This window comes from Pseudomonas paraversuta (assembly GCF_904063065.1).
In the GTDB taxonomy this organism is placed as follows: Bacteria; Pseudomonadota; Gammaproteobacteria; order Pseudomonadales; family Pseudomonadaceae; genus Aquipseudomonas; species Aquipseudomonas paraversuta.
Window position 1 is genome coordinate 322,782 of sequence record NZ_CAJFCL010000007.1, and the last position, 21,256, is coordinate 344,037.

General features: G+C 50.7%; 21 protein-coding genes. 9 read left to right on the forward strand and 12 right to left on the reverse strand.

Annotation, left to right across the window (positions count from 1 at the left end):
* Nucleotides 1-192: 192 nt before the first annotated feature.
* From JQ845_RS16500 to JQ845_RS16510, 3 genes are all read right to left on the reverse strand, one after another.
* Nucleotides 193-1,125, reverse strand: a complete 933-nt coding sequence (locus tag JQ845_RS16500; protein ID WP_082149386.1) for a copper resistance protein B — start codon at nt 1,123-1,125, stop codon at nt 193-195.
* Between the two features lie 72 nt (nt 1,126-1,197).
* Nucleotides 1,198-3,105, reverse strand: a complete 1,908-nt coding sequence (locus JQ845_RS16505; protein ID WP_010655521.1) for a copper resistance system multicopper oxidase — start codon at nt 3,103-3,105, stop codon at nt 1,198-1,200.
* A gap of 216 nt (nt 3,106-3,321) precedes the next feature.
* Nucleotides 3,322-3,528 carry a co-regulatory protein PtrA N-terminal domain-containing protein gene (locus JQ845_RS16510; RefSeq protein WP_048401421.1) on the reverse strand — a complete coding sequence of 69 codons (207 nt, stop codon included), beginning with the start codon at nt 3,526-3,528 and terminating at the stop codon, nt 3,322-3,324.
* Between the two features lie 380 nt (nt 3,529-3,908).
* On the opposite strand from JQ845_RS16510, the gene flgB reads away from it, so the two are divergent.
* Nucleotides 3,909-4,322 carry a flagellar basal body rod protein FlgB gene (gene flgB, locus JQ845_RS16515; RefSeq protein ID WP_082149373.1) on the forward strand — a complete coding sequence of 138 codons (414 nt, stop codon included), beginning with the start codon at nt 3,909-3,911 and terminating at the stop codon, nt 4,320-4,322.
* Nucleotides 4,323-4,390: 68 nt separating this feature from the next.
* Here flgB and JQ845_RS16520 read toward each other — a convergent pair whose 3' ends face one another.
* Nucleotides 4,391-4,591 (reverse strand): heavy-metal-associated domain-containing protein, encoded by a 201-nt coding sequence (locus JQ845_RS16520; RefSeq protein WP_010655518.1) that lies wholly within the window; start codon nt 4,589-4,591, stop codon nt 4,391-4,393.
* A 366-nt stretch (nt 4,592-4,957) separates the two neighbouring features.
* Here JQ845_RS16520 and JQ845_RS16525 point away from each other — a divergent pair, with 366 nt between their 5' ends.
* Nucleotides 4,958-5,233, forward strand: coding sequence for a metal/formaldehyde-sensitive transcriptional repressor (locus JQ845_RS16525; RefSeq protein WP_010655517.1), 276 nt, complete (start codon nt 4,958-4,960; stop codon nt 5,231-5,233).
* Between the two features lie 19 nt (nt 5,234-5,252).
* On the forward strand, nt 5,253-6,158 hold the full coding sequence (gene dmeF / locus JQ845_RS16530; RefSeq protein ID WP_048401422.1) for a CDF family Co(II)/Ni(II) efflux transporter DmeF: 906 nt from the start codon (nt 5,253-5,255) through the stop codon (nt 6,156-6,158).
* A gap of 135 nt (nt 6,159-6,293) precedes the next feature.
* On the opposite strand, the gene JQ845_RS16535 is transcribed toward dmeF, so the two are convergent.
* Both JQ845_RS16535 and JQ845_RS16540 read right to left on the reverse strand, forming a co-directional pair.
* On the reverse strand, nt 6,294-6,830 hold the full coding sequence (locus tag JQ845_RS16535; RefSeq protein WP_048401423.1) for a cupredoxin domain-containing protein: 537 nt from the start codon (nt 6,828-6,830) through the stop codon (nt 6,294-6,296).
* Between the two features lie 167 nt (nt 6,831-6,997).
* Nucleotides 6,998-7,351 carry a co-regulatory protein PtrA N-terminal domain-containing protein gene (locus JQ845_RS16540; protein WP_048401424.1) on the reverse strand — a complete coding sequence of 118 codons (354 nt, stop codon included), beginning with the start codon at nt 7,349-7,351 and terminating at the stop codon, nt 6,998-7,000.
* Nucleotides 7,352-7,557: 206 nt separating this feature from the next.
* Between JQ845_RS16540 and JQ845_RS16545 the strand changes: the two genes are divergently transcribed.
* The 3 genes from JQ845_RS16545 (at nt 7,558) to JQ845_RS16555 (ending at nt 11,076) form a co-directional block, all read left to right on the forward strand.
* Nucleotides 7,558-8,247 (forward strand): heavy metal response regulator transcription factor, encoded by a 690-nt coding sequence (locus JQ845_RS16545; protein ID WP_010655513.1) that lies wholly within the window; start codon nt 7,558-7,560, stop codon nt 8,245-8,247.
* Entirely contained in the window at nt 8,244-9,632 is a 1,389-nt protein-coding gene (locus tag JQ845_RS16550; protein WP_048401425.1) for a heavy metal sensor histidine kinase, read from the forward strand. Before JQ845_RS16545 ends, JQ845_RS16550 begins: the two co-directional genes overlap by 4 nt.
* A gap of 403 nt (nt 9,633-10,035) precedes the next feature.
* Complete coding sequence (locus tag JQ845_RS16555; protein WP_082149374.1) at nt 10,036-11,076, forward strand: DUF4062 domain-containing protein; 1,041 nt, start codon at nt 10,036-10,038, stop codon at nt 11,074-11,076.
* A gap of 57 nt (nt 11,077-11,133) precedes the next feature.
* On the opposite strand, the gene JQ845_RS16560 is transcribed toward JQ845_RS16555, so the two are convergent.
* Nucleotides 11,134-11,475, reverse strand: coding sequence for a hypothetical protein (locus tag JQ845_RS16560; protein WP_048401426.1), 342 nt, complete (start codon nt 11,473-11,475; stop codon nt 11,134-11,136).
* Between the two features lie 60 nt (nt 11,476-11,535).
* Nucleotides 11,536-11,760: a DUF2188 domain-containing protein gene (locus JQ845_RS16565; protein WP_017136943.1), complete on the reverse strand. Its 225-nt coding sequence runs from the start codon at nt 11,758-11,760 to the stop codon at nt 11,536-11,538.
* A gap of 776 nt (nt 11,761-12,536) precedes the next feature.
* Here JQ845_RS16565 and copC point away from each other — a divergent pair.
* A complete protein-coding gene (gene copC, locus JQ845_RS16570; RefSeq protein ID WP_203009271.1) occupies nt 12,537-12,920 on the forward strand; it encodes a copper homeostasis periplasmic binding protein CopC in 384 nt (127 codons plus the stop codon).
* 3 nt (nt 12,921-12,923) lie between these two features.
* Complete coding sequence (gene copD, locus JQ845_RS16575) at nt 12,924-13,862, forward strand: copper homeostasis membrane protein CopD (RefSeq protein WP_048401428.1); 939 nt, start codon at nt 12,924-12,926, stop codon at nt 13,860-13,862.
* A gap of 243 nt (nt 13,863-14,105) precedes the next feature.
* Here copD and JQ845_RS16580 read toward each other — a convergent pair whose 3' ends face one another.
* On the reverse strand, nt 14,106-15,077 hold the full coding sequence (locus JQ845_RS16580; RefSeq protein ID WP_048401429.1) for an IS5 family transposase: 972 nt from the start codon (nt 15,075-15,077) through the stop codon (nt 14,106-14,108).
* 581 nt (nt 15,078-15,658) lie between these two features.
* On the opposite strand from JQ845_RS16580, the gene JQ845_RS16585 reads away from it, so the two are divergent.
* Entirely contained in the window at nt 15,659-16,984 is a 1,326-nt protein-coding gene (locus JQ845_RS16585) for an OprD family porin (protein WP_048401430.1), read from the forward strand.
* A 360-nt stretch (nt 16,985-17,344) separates the two neighbouring features.
* Here the strand turns inward: JQ845_RS16585 and JQ845_RS16590 are convergent, their stop codons facing one another.
* The 3 genes from JQ845_RS16590 to JQ845_RS16600 all read right to left on the reverse strand — a co-directional run bounded on the left by JQ845_RS16590 (nt 17,345) and on the right by JQ845_RS16600 (nt 21,248).
* Complete coding sequence (locus tag JQ845_RS16590) at nt 17,345-17,671, reverse strand: DUF2790 domain-containing protein (RefSeq protein ID WP_048401567.1); 327 nt, start codon at nt 17,669-17,671, stop codon at nt 17,345-17,347.
* A gap of 74 nt (nt 17,672-17,745) precedes the next feature.
* Nucleotides 17,746-17,943 (reverse strand): co-regulatory protein PtrA N-terminal domain-containing protein, encoded by a 198-nt coding sequence (locus tag JQ845_RS16595; RefSeq protein WP_048401431.1) that lies wholly within the window; start codon nt 17,941-17,943, stop codon nt 17,746-17,748.
* Between the two features lie 140 nt (nt 17,944-18,083).
* On the reverse strand, nt 18,084-21,248 hold the full coding sequence (locus JQ845_RS16600) for a CusA/CzcA family heavy metal efflux RND transporter (RefSeq protein WP_048401433.1): 3,165 nt from the start codon (nt 21,246-21,248) through the stop codon (nt 18,084-18,086).
* Nucleotides 21,249-21,256: the final 8 nt, after the last annotated feature.

Below are 21,256 nucleotides of genomic sequence, written 5' to 3' on the forward strand. Positions count from 1 at the left end.
GTATGTTGGGTACTTTCATCCTGAGAAGGTGCTGCTACCTCACCGTAGTCGCTGTCTCTCGCCATGATGGTCCTCTGCTTCGGTTACCTCTTCGGCTGCATCTGCATGAAGATATCCAGAGGGAGCACCTTACCGGCAGCTACTATTGCGGCGAACACACCAGCAGAGGTCAATGTTTTTCATGTCATGCACTCAGAACCACATCCGAATACCGGCAACAAATCGAGCCTCGCTGGTCCTTTCTCCTTCATCGCTCGCCAGGTCGGCCGTCTTGCCGTAGGAGCGGTTCCAGCTAACTCCAATGTAGGGGGCAAATTGGCGAACAATCTCGTAACGCAATCGCAACCCTACTTCGGTGTTAGCCAATCCAGACCCAATGCCACGCTGAGGATCATTTTTCCCGTATAAATTTACTTCGGCTGTAGGCTGCAAGATCAGGCGATTGGTCAGCAGAATGTCGTAGTCGCCCTCAAATCGAGCAGCGGTCTGACCGTTCTCACCGATGTAGGCAGTGGCTTCGGCTTCAAAGTTATACAGGGCCATGCCCTGTATACCGAGCGCTCCCCAAGTTTGTGGCGACCCGGGCTTGAAGTCTTGCCGTACGCCGGTGACGACATCCCACCACGGACCGATGGCGTGTCCCCAAAGTGCGGAGAGTTCAGCGCTTTCCGTTACACCATTGGTACGTTCGCCTTCCGAGCGCAACCACAATCGGTCAACGTCACCGCCGATCCATCCTTTCGCATCCCAAGCCAGTGCACTACCGTTATCAGCATCCTGGTACTCAAACTTATCCAGCAGCATGAAGGAGTTGAGTTGTTTGTCGTGGACACCATGACCTGCCACATCTGGAAAGGCGGCTGCACGGTCAGCGTCGGTAAGTACAGGGATCGGGGTTCGACTCGTGGCGGTCGCTCCTCCATCCATGCTTTCCATACCTTCCATTTCCCCGTCGTCCATGCTCATCTTACTGTGATCCATAGACCCCATCTTGCTGTGGTCCATTGAACCGTGATCGGGCTTAGTTTCGTTTGCCGTAGTTGCAGGTTTGTTAGTTGCTTTCGCAGTAGATGAATGATCACTACTATCTTCTCCTGCCATCACCACAGAAGAGAGTCCGCCCATCAGACCAACGGCAAAGAGGCAACCCACCAGCGATTTATTACGATTTACGTATGTGCTCACAGATCGTCTCCTTTACTCATCAACCCGTACTTCACGGAACATGCCCATTTCCATATGGAAAAGTAGGTGGCAGTGATAGGCCCAGCGACCTAAGGCATCAGCGGTGACTCGATAACTGCGCTTAGTACCTGGTGGCATGTCAATTGTGTGCTTGCGCACCATGAACTTGCCATTTTCGTCTTCAAGATCGCTCCACATGCCGTGAAGGTGGATGGGATGGGTCATCATGGTGTCATTCACCAGGGTGATCCGAAGACGCTCCCCATACTTCAGACGAAGCGGCTCTGCGTCTGAAAATTTGATTCCGTTGAAGGACCACGAAAACTTCTCCATGTGACCGGTCAGATGAAGTTCAATAGTGCGATTGGGCTCGCGGCCGTCAGGGTCTTGGAAAGTGCTTCTCAAATCAGAGTAGGTGAGGACTCGACGACCATTATTCCGCAAACCTATGCCAGGGTCGTTTAGCTTTGGCGTAGGGCTCATGGCTTGCATATCAACCAAGGGGTTGTTGGTTTCGGATGCTGGATGGGCCTGCATTTCGCCACTCATATCGCTCATCCCAGCCATCTGGCTGTGGTCCATGCCGGCCATATTGGACGTGTCGCCTTTGTCCATTCCCGCCATCTTGCTGTGATCCATGCCGGCCATGTTAGACATGTCACCGCTGTCCATGCCGGTCATGTCGCTTTGGTTCATCCCCGTCATCTTGCTGTGATCCATGCCAGCCATGCCTGACATTTCACCTTGCTTCATATCGCCGCCCATACCAGCCATGCCGCCATGGTCCATGCCCTCCATACCGCCCATACCCATGTCATCCATGGTCAAAAGCGGCCGAGGATCGATCGCAGGTACCTGTGCTTTCAAACCTTCGCGAACTGCCAAGGTTCCACGTGCATAACCGGTTCTATCCATGGACTGGGCAAAGATGGTGTAAGCCTCTTCGCTGGTAGGTTCTACGATCACGTCATACGTTTCTGCCACGGCGATGCGGAATTCATCGACGCTGACTGGTTTGACATGTTGACCGTCAGCCGCCACAACGGTCATTTTCAAACCAGGGATGCGAACGTCGAAATAGCTCATAGCTGAACCGTTGATAAAGCGCAGGCGCAGCTTCTCGCCCGGCTTGAAAATACCGGTCCAGTTACCGTTAGGCGCTTGGCCATTCATGAGATAGGTGTAAGTATCCCCACTGACGTCTGCGAGATCAGTGGGGTTCATTTTCATTTCAGCCCACATCTTGCGGTCGGCCACAGCAGCAGACCAACCTTGCTTGCTGACGTCGCCGATAAAGTCGCCCACGGTACGTTTGTGGTGGTTGTAGTAGTCCGATTGCTTCTTGAGCTTGGCCATGACACGACTAGGATCTTCATCGGTCCAGTCAGTCAACATCACCACATAGTCGCGATCGTATTGAAAAGGTTCAGGCTCTTTAGAGTCGATGACAATTGGACCGTATACGCCTGCCTGTTCCTGCAAGCCTGAATGGCTGTGGTACCAGTATGTGCCGTTTTGATGCACATTGAATTTGTACTCGTACATCCCGTCGGGCGCGATGCCATGGAAACTCAACCCCGGTACACCGTCCATATTGGCGGGCAGAATGATCCCGTGCCAATGAATCGACGTGTCTTGGTCTAGGCGGTTTTTCACACGCAGTGTGACCGTTTCGCCTTCGCGCCAACGAAGCAAAGGTCCGGGCAACGAACCATTGATGGTCATGGCTGTGCGCGGCGAGCCAGTAATATTTACAGGGGTTTCACCAATAAACAGATCAAATTCGTTACCGGTGAGAATGCTCGGCAGACCAGGACTGGTCACTGCCCATACAGGAGTGCGCCACAGACCAAGGCCGCCGAGAACGCCACCAGCGGCCAGGCCTTTAACGAATGTCCGCCTAGAGGTTTTGGAATTCATGCCGTTTACGTCCGATCAGTGAAAAAGGGAAGCCGTGCGAAACAACCAATGAGTTGCTCAACAGGTTGAAGGAACTCTCTCGGGGGGGATGCGCCCGAATGAGCTTAGCTCGCCGTCACTAAAAACGAGTGTTTACGGCAAGCGAGCTCAGAAATTGCCACATTTGAACCATCACAGTGATTACATTTCTGTCAGTTTTGATGCGCAGTAAGCTATTCAGCAATTCTTGTGGCCCATCGCTTTGACTTTGCTTTCTGCGATCGGGGGCTGGGTGCTCTGTTGTTGGGCTACTTGATACGATTCCATTGAATTATTCCTAGCTACTTCCATGCGGGCGAACGTCCGATCACCACCGCCTTCAGCCATAGCAAAAGAAGAGACGGTTAGGGCTGCAATGATGAACAAAGCTTTGATGGATTTCATTTTAGTGTCCTCTGGGAGTATTGGTAATCCCTAAATCCACATCAAACGATGATTCTTAGGGGAGAGCTTAAGGCTCAATAGGACTATAAAGCTCATGCCCTGTCAGAAGCCTTAGCTGAATATTACAGTTGTGTCAGGTTGGCATATTTCTCTTGAGGAATACGCTATTCAATACGTAAAGTATCGATCTTTTCGAGTCGCACGGCTGTTTATTTAGCCTCAGCTTTAGGTGGGTAATTGATTTGGTTTAGGTGCTTTCAAGGTGAAGTCGTTTTTAGATTTCTATGCCGGAGCTTCGTGTATGAACCTAGATGCACTGCGGCAAAATCAAAGTATTAGTTGTTCCTGGAAAAAAATTGAGCCATCAAGGGTGATTGAGTGTGAGCATTAACTTTGAGAAAGCACTTGGCACATCAGAAAGAGCGTTATTTTATCGTAGTCAAAGAGCTGAAATCCTGAGTAATAATATCGCAAACGCCGATACGCCGAACTTCAAGGCTCGAGATGTGGACTTCTCTACTGTGCTTGCAAGTCAGAATAGAGAAAACCTTGCTAATACGTTTTCTATGAAAACGCCAAATGTAAAACATATTGCCGGAAAAGATTCAGCAAGTGATATTTACGGAAGCGGTTTGCTTTACAGCACTCCGGTTCAACCTGCCATCGATCAAAATACTGTCGATCAGCAGGTTGAGGTCGCAAAATACACAGGAAATGGGATACGTTTCGATGCCGCTTTTACTCGTTTGAATGGTGCATTCAAAGGTTTGCTCAAAGCTCTGCGAGGAGATTAGTAGCGCAGGGTCTTGTGAGCCATCTGCATAAGGGGCGCTGACTATGGGCCAAGGGTAGGTGTCAGCATTCAAGTGCTGATTTGGGAAGGAAAACCTAACGCCTCGACAGCTTTACGAATTTGCTCTGAGCTTTCGCTACTTTCAACACTCACCTTTCCGGCGGACCGATCCACGGAAATCGTAGCTTTGTTGTCCAATGACTGAATTGCTTTAGTGATTTTGCTGACGCAACCGCCGCAACCAATGCCTGATACATCTAAGATGAACATGGTTATTCCTCTCGTGCTGAGCGGTCTCTTTTCACCGCACCGGCAGCATCAAGGTTGACACTATGGCAATGTCAATAGTTGTCTGTTTCAAATTGTGAGCGTCATTGATGGATAATTACACAGACTTGACCAACCGTTTTCATTTGACCTAAGCAGCCGATTTGTATCGGGTCCGACCAGTACGCATCTAGGCCATGGCCGGCAGAGAGCGGCCAGAAGTAAACATTTCAGGCCCTCTGCTTCATCACTCAGATTTGAACCTCTCTTTCCTGTCACTGTTTTTTAATGCCCCATACGCCTGTGAACCTTGTATAGGTATAGGGGGTATGCCTATCATGTGCGACGTATAGGTAGGAGAGGTATCCCATGGGCCATATCGCAGCAAACAAAGATGATCTTCTCAAGCGTGTAAAACGTATCGCCGGACAACTTCAAGCGGTTGAGCGAGCGTTGGAATCGGATCTCGATTGCGCCAAAACACTGCATCTTGTTGCCGCCACTCGCGGTGCCATGAACGGCTTGATGGAGGAAATCATCGAGGAGCATGCGCGTGAGCATGTTGCGAACCCTGCTCTCAGTGAGGAAGAGCGTAGTAAGGGCGTGGAAGAGCTTCTTGAAGCCATTCGCCGTTACTCCAAGTAAACGCCTTCAGGAATCACTCATGAGCGGCATCAACATCAAACACACCCACGACCACGTATTCCTTGGCTCAGCACACGACGATAATGCCAAGCGTACGCTTTGGGTTGTGGCTCTTACCGTTGTGATGATGGTTGGCGAGATCACCGCCGGTTATATCACTGGCTCGATGGCGTTGCTGGCCGATGGCTTTCATATGGCAACCCATGCCGTGGCATTGGGCATAGCGGCCGTTGCTTACAGATATGCAAAACGCCACGCTTTCAGCCAGCGCTACAGCTTCGGTACCGGAAAAGTTGGAGACCTGGGCGGGTTTGCCTCGGCGTTGATTCTCGGCATGGTCTCCCTGGGAATTGGCGCTGAGTCTGTCATGCGCCTCTTCCAGCCAACGGACGTGCAGTTCGGCACCGCTACGCTCATCGCGATTGCCGGTTTGATCGTCAACATTGCCAGCGCCCTGCTGCTGGGTCATGGGCACGTTCATGATGATCATGGTCATGCCCATCACGGGAGCGACAACAACCTGAAATCGGCCTACGTCCACGTCATCGCGGACGCGCTGACTTCGGTTCTGGCCATTGTGGCACTGCTCGCCGGCCGTTATCTCGGCTGGGTGTGGCTGGACCCGGTCATGGGCATCGTCGGCGCCATCGTTATTGCGCGGTGGGCATGGACCTTGATGGGAGTCACTGCAGGTGTACTGCTGGATCAGACCGATGCACACGTTGCCGAGGAAATCCGTGAACTGGTTGAGACACCGGGGGATGCCACCATTACGGACTTACACGTCTGGCAGATTGGGCCGCAAGCCCATGCGGCAATCGTCAGCGTCCTTGGTGAGGCCACTGCGAATGCCGACAGCATTCGTGAACGTCTCAAGTCGGTTCACGAGGTCAGCCATCTGACGATCGAGTTTCGACCAGTCTAATTCAGCGCCTCCTCACTATGGCCTCCAATGGGGCCCGCAACTCTTCCAGGGTAACGTGATCTGCGCGGATCGAGCGCCGGTTGATTATCACGCGTCAACGCTTTCGTCGACGCGTGGTTTGCAGCCAACTATGGCCTACTTCAGGTCAATCTGACCGACCATCCCTGATTGATAATGCCCCGGCACGTTGCAAGCAAATTGAAGCCCAGTGGTGTTGTTGAAGGTCCAGATCAGCTCCTTGGTTGCGCCTGGCTCGATCAGCACGCTGTTCGGGTCGTTGTGTTCCATTTCGACCATCTTCATCCCTCCCATGCTATGGCCCATGTCGCTCATCATTTTCCCGGCCCCGGTGGGGCTTAGCGCCCCGTTCTGGAACATGTTCGCCATTTCTTTTTGGTGTGCCGCATGAGCAGCGGCTTTGCCGATGTTGAACTCGTGCAGCAGCGAACCCTCATTGCGAAGGACGAATCGGACCGTTTCACCCGGTTTGACGTCGATGCTTTTAGGTTTGAAGAAAACATCACCCATCTCCACTTCCACCGTACGGGTAACCTTAGAAGAGACACCGGGCTGGCCGATGTCCTCTTTACCATGACCAACACTGGCGATCGCCGTAGCACCGAAGATTAGGGTGATTGCCGCAATAACAGGGGTAATGAGCTTAGCTTTCATGGTGACCTCGAGAGTAAGAGGGAATCACTGGCTATGCTAAAGGGGATGAGCTGCTAGTTAACTGACCTGAACACTACATTTCTGTCAGTTTTCAAAAGAAAACACGGCGCCCAGGTAACGCCGTGTTCAGCGGAGCGGTTAACAAACCCCCAATGAGACTCGGTTGGTCACTGATGGTTTTCAGAAAGCATCAATTTGTGCTCACGCTGCATTTGGCTCAAAACGTCATCAACTATTTTGTCGTGCTTTTCCATCCAAGCGAGGTGCTGCTGAGGTGACATCGATGCGTCTGGGTGATCTTGATGGAGCTGACTCATGATCTCCCCAAGCATATTCATATGCTCGGCCATGTGGACATGACGCTGCCCTTCAGGAGCTCTTTCAGCTTGTATAAGCACAGCTTCAGCCTTGTTGCGCAGGTTTTCCATACGCTCGACAACCCGGTCTCCGCCACTTTCAGCCCATAGAGAAGACGAGACGAGTAGCGAGCTCACAAGAATAAGAACTTTTAAGCGATTCATGGTGCCGCTCCTTTTGGAATTGTTTTCCGGCTCCAAATACGTTTCATGCTGAAGAGTCGGCTGAGCATTAGGGAAATGCTCATTTTTGACCATAGACAGCGGTCGCTGACATATACCTGAAGCCAATATTACTTTTCTGTCAGTTGCTGCTTGGCTTGTGTTTTTCGTTGCAGACTCCGTTTCATAATTACTTGAGAGCCACTCCTATGAGACTTCTTGTTGCTGAAGACGAACCAAAAATAGGCATCTATTTGCAGCAAGGACTCACCGAGGCGGGGTTCAATGTTGATCGGTTTACCGATGGCAAAGAGGCACTTCAGCACGCCTTGAGCGAAGCCTATGACCTGCTGATTCTCGACGTCATGATGCCTGGGCTGGATGGCTGGGAAGTCCTCCAGAAGGTACGTGCATCCGGGAAGGATGTTCCCGTGCTCTTCCTCACGGCGCGAGACCGCGTCGAAGATCGAGTGAAGGGCCTTGAACTCGGGGCAGATGATTACCTGATCAAACCTTTCGCCTTTTCTGAGCTTTTGGCTCGCGTTAGAACGCTGCTGCGTAGGGGTAGCAGCGCTCCCTCGCAAACCTATATGAAATTGGCCGATCTGGAAGTGGACCTGCTTAAGCGTCGGGCCATCCGTGGAGGTAAACGTATAGATCTGACAGCTAAAGAGTTTGCTTTGCTTGAGCTGTTGCTGCGTCGTCGAGGAGAGGTGCTGCCAAAATCGCTTATCGCTTCCCAAGTTTGGGACATGAATTTTGATAGCGATACCAACGTTATCGAGGTGGCGATCAGGCGACTGAGAGCCAAAATCGATGACGATTTTGAGGTCAAGCTGATTCATACCTCGCGAGGTATGGGTTACATGCTCGACTCTCCTGATTCGGAGTCGAAATGAAGCGAATGTCTCTGACGAGCCGTATGAGTCTGATGTTCATGCTGGCTGTAACGGCGGTGCTCACTATTGCCGGCCTCAGCTTCAATAACCTTAGCCAGCATCACTTCAAGATGCTGGATCAACAGGCACTAAGCGAAAAGCTCCATTCTACTCAGAGAATTTTGACTGGATTGAATAGCATCGATCAATTCAGTGATGTTAAGCCTGAGCTGGAGGCGCTGCTTGGTGCTCACCGTGATTTGACTGCCATAATAATCGATGGTGACGGGAAGTTACTGTTTGCTGATCCCGGCTCGATCGATGTTCCAGAGGAATTTCGTACGATCCCGAACAGCAACGTCTGGGAGTGGCGGGAGCAGGAGAAAATGTTCCGTGGAGTGACTGCACAAGTGATCGTGACGGGGCAAGACAGGCCATTAACCGTTATGTTGATCTTTGATGTGACTCAGCATATGTCTTTCTTCGAGACACTTGAGCGGTGGTTTTGGATAGGGCTGGTGATCAGCGCACTGATCAGTGCTGCCTTGGGTTGGATGGTCGCGAGCAGTGGTCTGCGGCCTATACGTCAAGTCACTCGGGTCACTGCTTCAATGTCAGCTAAATCCCTTAAGGAGCGCATTCCCTTAGCATCTGTTCCTAAAGAGCTTCAGCAGATGGTGCTGTCGTTCAACGCAATGTTATCCAGGCTGGATGATGCATTTGTCCGTTTATCGAATTTTTCCGCGGACATCGCTCACGAGTTACGGACGCCGGTCAGCAATTTGATGACCCACACAGAAGTAGTGCTTTCTAGAAAAAGAAATATTGAGGACTACGAAGACAATTTGTATTCAAATCTTGATGACTTGAAGCGTATGAGTCGGATGATTGATGACATGCTTTTTCTGGCAAAATCAGACAACGGTCTGATTTCACACGAGAAGAAACCGATAGACCTAGTAGAGATAGTGGAGAAATTACAGGAGTACTACTCTCTACTAGCTGATGAGCGAGGGATTGGCCTCACGGTTTCAGGGCGGGGTAGCGTCCGAGGCGATGTTCTAATGCTGCACCGAGCCATCTCTAATCTGCTATCAAATGCGCTCAGGTATACCTCTGAAGGGAAGTGCATCAATGTCGATATCCAACAAAAAGGAACGTCGGTATTGGTCGTAGTGGAAAATCCTGGAGAGTCCATTGCGCCTGAGCATCTTGAAAAGCTTTTCGATCGATTTTATCGAGTGGACCCTGCGCGTAGAGAAGGGAGCCCAAGCAACGCCGGGCTAGGTTTATCGATCACCCGATCGATAATCGAGGCGCATGACGGAAAGATATGGTGTACGTCATCTAATGGGAAAACGGCATTCCATATAGAGCTTCCTAGTGCAGACGAAAAAAAGGCCTGAGACAAGCTGGCGAATTGCATTCCTCTTGACCAGCCATTTGCATTCGACTTGACCAGTTGTTTGCATGAGTTTTGACCAGCCCACGGGGTGGGCCTTGACCGGCAGAAATCGGCCATAGTTTTCGCAGCAGAAAAGCATGCGTCTGTGATTGAAATCTCCGCTTTCGGCTGAGGTTAGCGGACTCAGATTTCACGTAGCAGCGCGCTGGGAAGGTGCTTTCACCGGTCAATCTTCTAGCCATTTCAGAAAACCGACTTTTTCAACACAATCGGCCAAAAGCAGTCAGTATCTACGGAATCGGGGGGCTATTAAGCGGCTAGCTTTTTTTCGGCTACTGTCATTTCGAGCAAAGCGGCCGGTATGATGAGGCGAAACGGATGTGGCCTAAGTGATGAGGACTGCTATGAACGTGTTTATCAGCTCTGTAGTACGTAATTTTGAGCACTATCGTGCGGCCGCCAAAAAAGCAGTTTCTCTGTTGGGGCACATCCCGGTGATGTGTGAGGATTTTGGTGCAAGACCCTATTCCTCTGAAGTCGCATGCATGACTGAGGTTGACCAGGCCGACGTAGTGGTGCTGATTCTTGGCGCGGACTTCGGCTTCAAAACCCACACAGGTGAGTCCGTCACTCAGCAGGAGTTCCATCGCGCCAAAGCTGCCAATAAACCCATCCTGGCTTTTCTGGAAGAGGTTCCGGTCGAGGATGATCAAAAGCGCTTTCACTGGGAGGTTTCCGATTACGTCGACGGCCTTTTCCGTTCCACCTTCACAGGTGATCGCGATCTCTCAGACAAAATCATCCAGGGGCTAAGCCAACTTGCAGCCAGTCGCAGCGCCATTTCCGAACAGGAGTTCGTTCAGCACCTGCAGAATCGTAGCAACAGCCGAAATTGGAATAGCCGGCCTCGTGAAGATCGCCTTGAGCTCGTGTTTCTGCCGCAGCCCATTCTCTCGGGTACGTTGCGTTCCATACACTCCCAGCATGATGAATTCTTCCTCAAGCTTTCTCAGGCGGGCTTGGTTTCTATCAAGGGTGGTTACAAGTCATTTAACGAGGGAGACATCACCGGCCTCGATGCGGAGGCCTCTTGGCGGCATCACGATAATGGGATGAGCTGGCTCTCTATTCCTCTGGCAGCCCCAGCAAAGGACGGCGAATATTTTGCCTCCTACTACATCTCGCCCAGCCGGCTAAAACGCTTTGCGGAAGAAGCTTTTAGTTTGATTAGCCGAGGTAAGGGAGGCTGGTTCCAGCTGGGGATCTACGGAATTTCTCACCAAGTTTACGCCGAGCCGCCAACCACCCCGGCATCGTCGATGTCCATGCCGTACCGCAGTGAGAAAAACATTGAGGAAAGAAAACTGCTGATTCCAGCGTCACAGGGCGTTTTCAACCAGTGGCTGGAGGACGCTTTGTTCCGAATCGGGCGCAAGCTTTCCTAAGAATTGAGCGTGGCCAGCAGGCGGATGGAGGATAAGCAACAATGAACCCTTCGTGTCTCAGCTTGGCAGTTCTTCTAGCTTGAAGATCCGGTTGTCAGCCTTGAGCGCTGGAAAGGCTTCGCAATATGCATAGGGCTCGCTGAATAAAGTGCTGGGCGAATGAATGTTGAAGACCTTAACCTGGGGAGGGTGGCCGCTTTGCCGTTCATGGCGAAGGTCGTTCAGAGACCCAGGTGCCTCACCATTTTGTTCGGCAATCGAAATCACTAGATCTCGAAGGGTTTCGATTTCTGCATCAGATGTTTCTGCATAGGTGGTCAGTCGCTTATGACTTCCAAACCCGCCACGGGTAGAACCGATTCGGTTCAGGTGCACGTGAACCACCGTTACGATCTTCATACCGAATACCTTATTGAAGCCCAGGATGCGCCTCCTTCCGGAGACGCTATGAGGTCGTAATCAGCCCTTGGGAGGATGGGGGTCGTTGCCATAGGAGTCTCGTTCACGGATCAGGTTGTCCCGGCCGTGGATGAGCACCTCGCTTTTTTGGTTTTGAGCTATCTGACGAGCCGCGTCAGCAGCTTCCTTTTGAGTCCGATGGTGGGAGGTGTCTTTAGTATTCCCCTCACCCCGAACCGCCCAGCCTTCATCACGTTTCACGACGTGCTGATTTTTGCCTGCCATGGAACACCTCTACTAGTGAGTTGCCTGCCTAGTAGAAGGTAGCATCGAAACGGGCAAATACAACATGTAGTGCTAGATAGACTGGTAGTGCATGTATGTTGTGCTTTTTCTCAGCAAATCGGCCTGTCTTGCTCAAGCTTACGTGCAGAAGCAGAAGTGCCTCGCCGGTTCGCGACACGGCTGCTCCTCTACTATACCCATGAAAAAGGATGATCAGGCTAGCTAGGCTTTGGGCTTATGAAATGCTGAAATCTACGCCAAGGTTTTCGACATGCTTTTGAACTACTCCCGCGATGGAGGACAGTCTGCTTTTGGCCGATTTCTGCCGATCAGGACTTCCCCGTGCGCTGGTCAGATCCCATGCAAACAACTGGTCAAGTCGAATGCAAATAGGTGGTCAATTCCATGCAATTACGCAACAAGCTGCAGATATTCAACCACGCAGTATGGGATTAGCTTAAAGGCCCTTTTTTGAATGAGTTAGAGCTCTTGATACGCCTCGAAGAGGGGGCGTATTTAGGCCCATTATCCGCGCCATCCAGTAGCCAAAAACCCGCCCCAAGCTGACTGAAATGTAATCGAACAGATTACATTCATGTGGCATCGTGTACTTGCGCTGTGACGTGGAGATTCTTGTGAGCTCCTCCTGTTCGTTCCGCCATAGGACACTGAACCTGCTAGGTATTCGCCAGTGGTTTTAACAAGCGTCGAAAAGTAAAAAACTAGATATTCCCAAACAAACCTCGAACCAACAGCTCTTGCTGTGAGGAGTCTGCATGTCATTCCTTAAAACTACGACCGTAGCTGTTGCACTTACTGCGGGCTTACTTCTGAGTGCTGTAGTTCAAGCACATCCAAAGCTCCTTTCTTCTACTCCGGTAGAAGGCTCGGATGCGGCGGCCCCTTCGAAAATTGAGCTGCACTTTTCTGAAAATCTAACTACTCAGTTTTCAGGTGCAAAACTGATCATGACCGATATGCCTGGGATGCCGAACTCCCCGATGGGTGTTAAGGCCAGCGTCGCTGGTGGCAGTGATCCGAAAACGATGGTGATTACACCGGCAGCACCTTTGACCACAGGCACCTACAAAGTCGAATGGCGTGCCGTCTCCTCGGACACTCATCCGATCACCGGTAACTTCTCATTCAAAGTGAAATGATTCATGAGCGACTCAATAAATATTGTGGTTCGCTTTGCTCTTTATTTAGACCTGATGCTGTTATTCGGATTGGCAATTTTCGGCTTGTACAGCCTTAGGGGAAAAGAAAGAGTATCGGGCACGGTCTTGAATTTTGAGTCGCTTCTTTACGGTACTTCTGTTGTAGGTGTAGCTCTATCCCTTGCAGCAATGTTGTTGCTTGCGAAAGCAATGAGCGGTGTATCGGGGTTCATGGAACTACATCACCATATTTTTCAAATGGTCCTCATGGGGACTGACGTCGGACTGACCTGGATGGTCCGCATAGCTGCCTTGGTTATGGCAATTATTGGCGTAGCGCTGAATAAAAGATTTCCGACACTCAGTCTCTGGATGGTCACTGTATGCGGAGCGATTGCGTTGGCGACGTTAGCATGGACAGGGCACGGTGCCATGGATGAGGGCAGTCGACGCTACTGGCATTTTATCAGTGATATTTTCCATCTTTTGGCCGCCGGTGGATGGTTAGGTGCTCTAGCGGCATTTGCCCTACTACTGCGTTTAAAATCGCTCAAAAGCGAGCAGGAAGCACAAATTCTTGCTCGGGTATTGACTGGCTTTGAGTCGGCCGGCGGAGTGATTGTGGCAATCATAAGCATCACTGGAATAGTCAATTACCTATTTATCGTTGGACCAAACCTCGATGAAGTGATGCTCAGTACTTATGGCCAACTTCTATTTTTGAAAATCTTGCTCTTTGCCGGAATGATCGTGTTAGCCGCGCTCAACCGCTTCCACTTAAGCCCGGCACTAGAAAAGTCAGTTCGCAACGGAGAATATTCTGTTGCAGTTAATGCATTGCGCCGCAGCATGACGCTGGAATTTACAATGGCGATCGTCATAATTTGCCTCGTCGCGTGGCTAGGCACCTTAAGTCCGGTAATGGAAATGAGCGCGGAATAGGGGTTAGTGGCAGCCAACAAAGAAGACCCAAGGGTGAATTGTTGGGTGCATTTTCACCGGCTACACTTCAGCCCATGAAACACTATCTGCGGTTTTGCATCATATTCATGATCAGCTTAGGAAACTCCGATCAACTCGCGGTGTGCGGGCTGTTAGTCGAAACGACAACGACTTTCAGCGCTGCTTAGCGCAGAAAGGCCCTCTGCATTGCTTCGCCGGGGCTTTTCAGCCCCGCTCCCCGCGTTACACGCCCATACCCATCAGCTGTTTTCGAGCCATCCAAAGGTTCGACAGAGCAAACAGCGTGGTCAGTTGATCGGTGTTTTTCATCAGCCCACGAAAGCGCACTTTCACATAACCAAACTGGCGCTTGATCACCCGAAATGGATGTTCGACCTTGGCCCGCGTCTGGGCTTTACAGTACTCGATCTTGCGCTTGGCCTTGTAGAGAATGCTGCGTTTATTCAGTCGTGAATAAGTGCTACGTCGCGCCGCGATCTGCCAGATCACTTCACGATTTTTGTGCTCATCACGCTTCTCGACGCCGGTGTAACCGGCATCCGCATAGACTGCGTTTTCCTCGCAATGTAGCAGCTCCGCAACTTGGGTTACGTCGGCCACATTCGCGGCTGTGCCGTGGACGTGGTGAACCAGCCCTGATTCCACATCAGCGCCGATATGAGCCTTCATTCCAAAGTAGTATTGGTTACCTTTTTTGGTCTGATGCATCTCAGGATCACGCTTGCCTTCCTCGTTCTTGGTTGAGCTGGGAGCATGAATGATCGTGGCATCGACGATGGTGCCCTGGCGCAGGGACAGACCTTTTTCCTGCAAATAACCGTTGATGACAGCCAGGATCGCAGGCGCCAATTTATGTTTCTCCAGCAAGTGCCGGAAGTTCATGATCGTGGTGTCTTCAGGGATCGGCGCGCTTAATGTAAGACGGGCGAACTGACGCATGGGAGTGATTTCATAAAGCGCTTCTTCCATGGCCGGGTCGCTCAGCGAGAACCAGTTTTGCAGCAGATGGATGCGCAACATGGTCTCCAGCGGATAAGGTTTACGGCCACCACCAGCCTTCGGGTAAAACGGTTGGATCAACTCCAACAAACCGCACCAGGGCACCACCTGATCCATTTCGGCAAGGAAGCGTTCACGGCGGGTTTGCTTGCGCTTGCCGGCGTATTCAAAGTCGGAATAGCTCATCTGGCTCATGCGTGGCTCGGGTCAGGTGGTGAGGCTGTATTTCAGCACATCTAAGGACTTGTTCGGAGTTTCCCTTAGCGCTTCCTCTCAGCGGGATGGCGGGAGTTCAGGCATCGACAAAGCCGTGCCCCATGAAGACGATGGGCATTACGGCTGGGCCAGCCGTAAGGAAAGACTACGATAAGTCTCAGGTAAATCATTCATCCAACACTTCCTTGATTCCTTACTTAGTGCTGGCTCCAAGGCTGGGGGGCTAAACTAATTTTATCCATGCGCTTATAGCTGGTCGAGCACCGCGCATCCGCACCTCTCACGTGCGAATTAGAGATTTCTGGTCGCTAAGTGAGCACGGTGTAGCAACTAGCATTGTAAAAACTGAGAACCGTAAACGGTTGATCGCACGGTACGCGCGTCAACATTTCAAGAAAGCCGCCTAATATTACAAAATTGTAATTTCTCAGACATGCCCCCGTTATCTACAGATTGCAACGATACAACTCGGCGATGATACAGGAGGCGCGACCAGCTTCCTTCAAACAACAATTCCAGCCGAAGAGCTTTCTAGTTCTGCCGAACCGAAGGAGTGATTAATGATTAACAATACAAAATTTTCGATAGCCGCTATGGCAATGGTTGTCAGCTCTGTGCCGTCCATGGTGAATGCGGAAGAAAAAAACGGCGGCTTTATAGAGGATAGTAGTCTTACCGTTCTTAACCGCAACTACTACTTCAATCGCGAACATCGTAACGGTGAGTCAAGCCCTACAGGCAATGGATATTCCGAAGCATGGGCAAACGCTATTATTACTAAATTCGAGTCTGGATTTACCCAGGGCACAATCGGTGTCGGAGTGGATGCGTTTGCTATGATTGGAATAAAACTCGACACGGGTGGCGGCCGTAATGGCGGCCGTAGTTCATTTGATGTCCTTCCAGTAAATAGCAACGGAGAGGCAAGGGACGAATATACAAAAGTGGGAGGTGCGGCAAAAATTCGCGCCTTTGACACCGTAGTAAAAGTCGGCGACGTATTCCCATCCACCCCAGTTGTGGCTGCTGGCGACTCAAGACTACTACCGGAAAGTTTCACTGGTGTCACAGCAACAAATACTAGCATTGAAGGCTTGACCGTTCAGGGCGGTCGCCTACATGCCATGAGCCAGCCAGTTTCGAGCAACATGCGCGACAACTTTGCGACCTTCTATGCCGGGCCTGTTAACTCGCCTTGGGTAGGCTACTTTGGTGGTGATTATAACTTAAACAAAAACGTCACCCTTAGTCTTTATTCCAGTCGCCTCAAGGACGCTTGGAATCAATACTATGCTGGCACCGGGCTAAACTACTCATTGTCAAATGAGCTTTCCGTATTCGGAGGCCTTAACTATTATAAAGCAGTCGACGAAGGGAAAAAATTACTTGGCGATTTCGACAATAACATATGGAGCGGGAAAATAGGCGTGAAGTATGGCGCACACACACTTGCACTATCCCATCAGCGAAATAATGGCAATAATGACTTCGATTACCTGCGTCAGTCGGACTCGATCTTTCTTGATAACTCAATTCAGTACAGTGATTTTAACTCACCTAAAGAACGCTCTTGGATGGTTCGCTACGACCTCGACATGACATCGTATGGTGTGCCTGGCTTGTCGTTTATGACGCGTTACGGTCGTGGCACTGATGCTGATTACTCTAACGCTAATACGACGTACATGAGACGCGATGCGGATGGAAACCCACTTACCGACCAGAAACGTTGGGAGCGTGACATCGAAGTAAAATATGTCGTTCAGACAGGCACCTTGAAAGATATGTCTTTGCGCCTACGGCAAGCTAATACTCGTGCAACCACATTTGAGTCGGATCTGGATGAGGTTCGTGTGATTATTGAGTATCCATTAGCTATTCTTTAAGATCTGCGCAGGATGAATCATCCTAGACGAACATTACGTTTTTGCTGAAAAATTTCAAAAATGTAATTTTTCAATCATCTTCCTGTTAGCTTAAGTAACTTATAGTAAACTGGAGTTTATAGCAATCTGCTAGCGCATCTGGCCAGATTGCTACAGGTAAGTAACACCCTTGCAAAAACCTGAAGCTCACTGCTGTCAAGTTGAAGCTCCGCATCCACTTTTAGATTACTCATCTAAATACGATGTATTTTAAGACGCCCTTCGGGGCGTCTTTTTTATGCCTGCCGTAAACACCCCCCCACATTTTATGTCTTATGACGCACGTCAAAAAGATGAGCCCCTATGCCAAGAGCGTAGAGGCTAACCACCTTTACGGCATGTTCCGGCCACTGTGTATCTGACTGTATTCAGTACTCCTTCAGAGTCTTCGTATGTCATAGCTGCGGGCATCACCCCGCACCCTTCCGCTGGTCGCACCATGCTAACTACATTCACAACATCTAATTTCATTCCGTATTTATATTGCTTAGCTACGGGAATATTTTTTCCATGCCTAATCGCATACTGCTCCATAGCTACGGAGTTGGCACTCATTCTTTTTTCAAAAACCTTGTCACTATCTTTAGCAAATACGCTTGAAGAGATCGCAGCGACCACAATAAAAATCACAGAATTAATAGTCTTCACTTTTTGCACCTCACATGTCAATAAAAACCCCGCAACCGGAATCGGGGCGGGGCTTATGTGTAGCACCACTACATTTACTTACTAATCTGGCCCTTATCACCGCCTGACATTTTCGGAGGAGTTTTTTTCAGCTCTTTGGCTAAAAACTTCTCCATAGCCTGCTCGGTAGCTTGAGTAGCTCTAGCAAAAGTCCGGTCTCCACCACCCTCAGCCAATGCAGTGGAAGAAAGAATCAATGCTCCTACAAGAGCGTAAATTTGTGCGATTTTCATTTCGACACCTCATATTAAATACTGGCATTAGAGTATCAATACGAAGCTATCAATACGGTGGCATTAAGATTACATATCCGTCATCATTGATATAAGTAGCCCGCTAATGAGGATCAGCAGCGGGCTTTAAAAACAAACTGCTATACTATTTCTTGTTTTTCGCTGTCTGCCTCTTCATCTTTACGGTGTGCCCAGTGATATAACGCAGGAAGTATAAGTAGGGTCAACGCAGTTGAGGACAGTATTCCCCCGATTACAACGGTAGCTAGGGGCCGCTGGACTTCCGCGCCTGTTCCAGTAGCTAGAGCCATGGGGATAAAGCCAAGGGATGCCACCAAAGCTGTCATTAATACTGGGCGCAACCGCGTTAGCGCTCCTTCATTGATCGCAGAATTCAACGAATGTCCCTCTTCTCGAAGGTTGCGGATAAAAGCAATCATCACCAGACCGTTCAGCACTGCCACACCCGACAATGCAATGAAACCAACACCCGCCGAGATCGACAGTGGGATATCACGTAGCCACAACGCCATAACACCACCCGTCAATGCGAATGGAATCCCGGTGAATACCAACATGCCGTCTTTGAGATTGTTAAACATCATGAACAGCAGGGTGAATACCAAGAGCAGAGCTACAGGGACAACTATCTGCAAGCGTTTGGCAGCTGATTGAAGTTGTTCAAACTGCCCACCCCAGGTAGCCCAATAACCGGCCGGAATCTCTACCTGCTGATCAATGGCGATGCTAGCCTCCTTAACGAATGAGCCGATATCCCGTCCACGTACATTGGCGCTGACAATGACCAGACGCTTACCGTTCTCACGACTGATCTGATTCGGGCCAAGTACAAGATCGAGGGTCGCCACTTCTGAAAGGGCAATAAAACCGATCTGATCGGCATTGCCATTGAGCAGCGCCGGGACTGGAATCAGCAGTGTGGACAACCCCTCAACGTCCTTACGCATGGCGTCGGATAAACGCACCACTATGTCGAAGCGGCGATCTCCCTCATACATCGTCCCGGCCTGGCGGCCACCGACAGCCACCGCAATGGTGTCTTGAACGTCTCCAACGTTCAGACCGTAACGTGCGGCTTTGTCGCGGTCTATGTTTATGGTCAGTACAGGTAGCCCCGTTGTCTGTTCGACTTTGACCTCGGAGGCGCCATCGACCCCCTGCATTGACGCGGCAATTTTCGCAGCGGTACTGTTAAGCACTGCCATGTCATCACCGAAGACCTTGACCGCCACATCACTTCGCACGCCTGAAATCAACTCGTTGAAACGTAGTTGGATAGGCTGGGAAAGCTCATAGTTGCTACCAGGCATAGCAGCCGCTGCTTTCTGGATCTCTTCTGTCAACGTCTCCCGGGATTTACTTGGATCAGGCCATTGATCCTTCGGTTTGAGCATCACATAACTATCAGAGATGTTCGGCGGCATTGGATCGGAAGCAATCTCTGCAGTACCGGTTCGAGCAAACATCCGTTCGACTTCAGGCACTTTTTCCAGCACAAGCTTTTCCAGGCGCTGCTGCATTTCCACCGATTGCGTCAGACTTGTACCGGGTACTCGTAATGCTTGCAGTGCAAAATCGCCTTCGCTGAGACTAGGTACAAACTCACTGCCCATTCGACTGGCGACCACGCCACTCGCAGCGATGACACCTAATGCCATGGCAAATGCCAGCGATCGATGACTCATGACCCAATCCAGCGCGGGGGCATAACCCCGTCGCGCTCCTCGCATTATCACGTTCTCATCTTCCTTGACTTTGCCCGTCACGAACATGGCAATTGCCGCAGGAACAAAGGTTACGGACAGCAGCATCGCGCCTAGCAAGGCGATCACGACGGTGAACGCCATGGGGTGGAACATTTTCCCTTCGACACCGGTCAGGGCAAAAATAGGTAGATAAACGACCATGATGATCAACTGCCCGAAAATCAGTGGTCGACGGGCTTCCTTGGCTGCTGCAAACACTTCGTGAAAGCGCTCGGAGCGAGTTAGGAGGCGCCCGTGATGGTGCTGCGCATTGGCGAGGCGCCGTATAGCATTTTCGACAATAACCACTGCACCGTCGACGATAATACCGAAATCCAGAGCCCCCAGGCTCATCAGGTTGGCGCTGACTTTGTTGGTGAACATGCCTGTGAAGGTAAAGAGCATGGCTAAAGGAATAACCATGGCAGTGATCAGTGCTGCGCGAATATTGCCTAGGAATAGGAACAAAATCGCGATTACTAGGATTGCACCTTCAATCAGATTCTTCTTGACCGTGGCAATAGCCTTGTCTACCAAGTTAGTACGGTCGTAAACAGTGATCGCAACCACCCCTTTGGGCAGTGAACGGTTGATTTGCTCTAGCTTGACTGCAACGGCCTGAGAGACGGTACGGCTGTTCTCGCCTATCAGCATGAACACCGTGCCGAGTACGACTTCACGACCGTTTTCGGTCGCCGCACCGGTACGCATTTCACGCCCAATATCCACGGTCGCCACATTTTTAATACGTATAGGAGTGCCATCGACGTTGGCGATCACGATATTGGCGATGTCGTCGGTGGTCGCCACTTGGCCAGGGGCACGAATCAGTAGTTGTTCGCCACTGCGCTCAATGTAGCCGGCTCCTACGTTAGCGTTGTTGCTTTCCAGCGCGGTCACAATGTCTGTCAGGGTCAGCTTGTAAGCGGCCAAGCGTTTTGGATCCGGAGCAATCTGGTATTCCTTGGCGAATCCGCCAATGGTGTTAATTTCGGCGACCCCAGGAACGTTGCGCAGCTGAGGTTTAATAATCCAATCTTGGATTACCCTCAGGTCGGTCGGCGTATAGGGGCTACCATCCTCTTTTACGGCGTCTTCTCGGGCCTCGACAGTCCACAGAAAAATCTCACCCAAACCGGTAGAAATCGGCCCCATGACAGCTTCCACGCCTTCGGGCAATTGTTCCTTTGCCATCTGCAATCGTTCATTGACCAATTGCCGGGCGAAGAATAGGTCGGTGCCTTCCTTGAAAATCACCGTAACTTGTGAAAGACCCGAGCGTGAGAGTGAACGCGTCTGCTCAAGTGCCGGCAGACCTGCCATGGCGGTTTCAATAGGGAAAGTGATGCGCTGCTCAGTCTCCAGTGGCGAGAAACCTGCGGCACCAGTATTGATTTGCACCTGGACGTTGGTGATGTCGGGCACGGCGTCGATCGGCAGCTTCTGGTAGCTAGCAATGCCGAGTCCGGCCATGAGGAGAACCGCGAGCAGGACGATTATGCGTTGCTCGATGGCAAATTGGATTAGGCGTTCGAACATGAGAACCT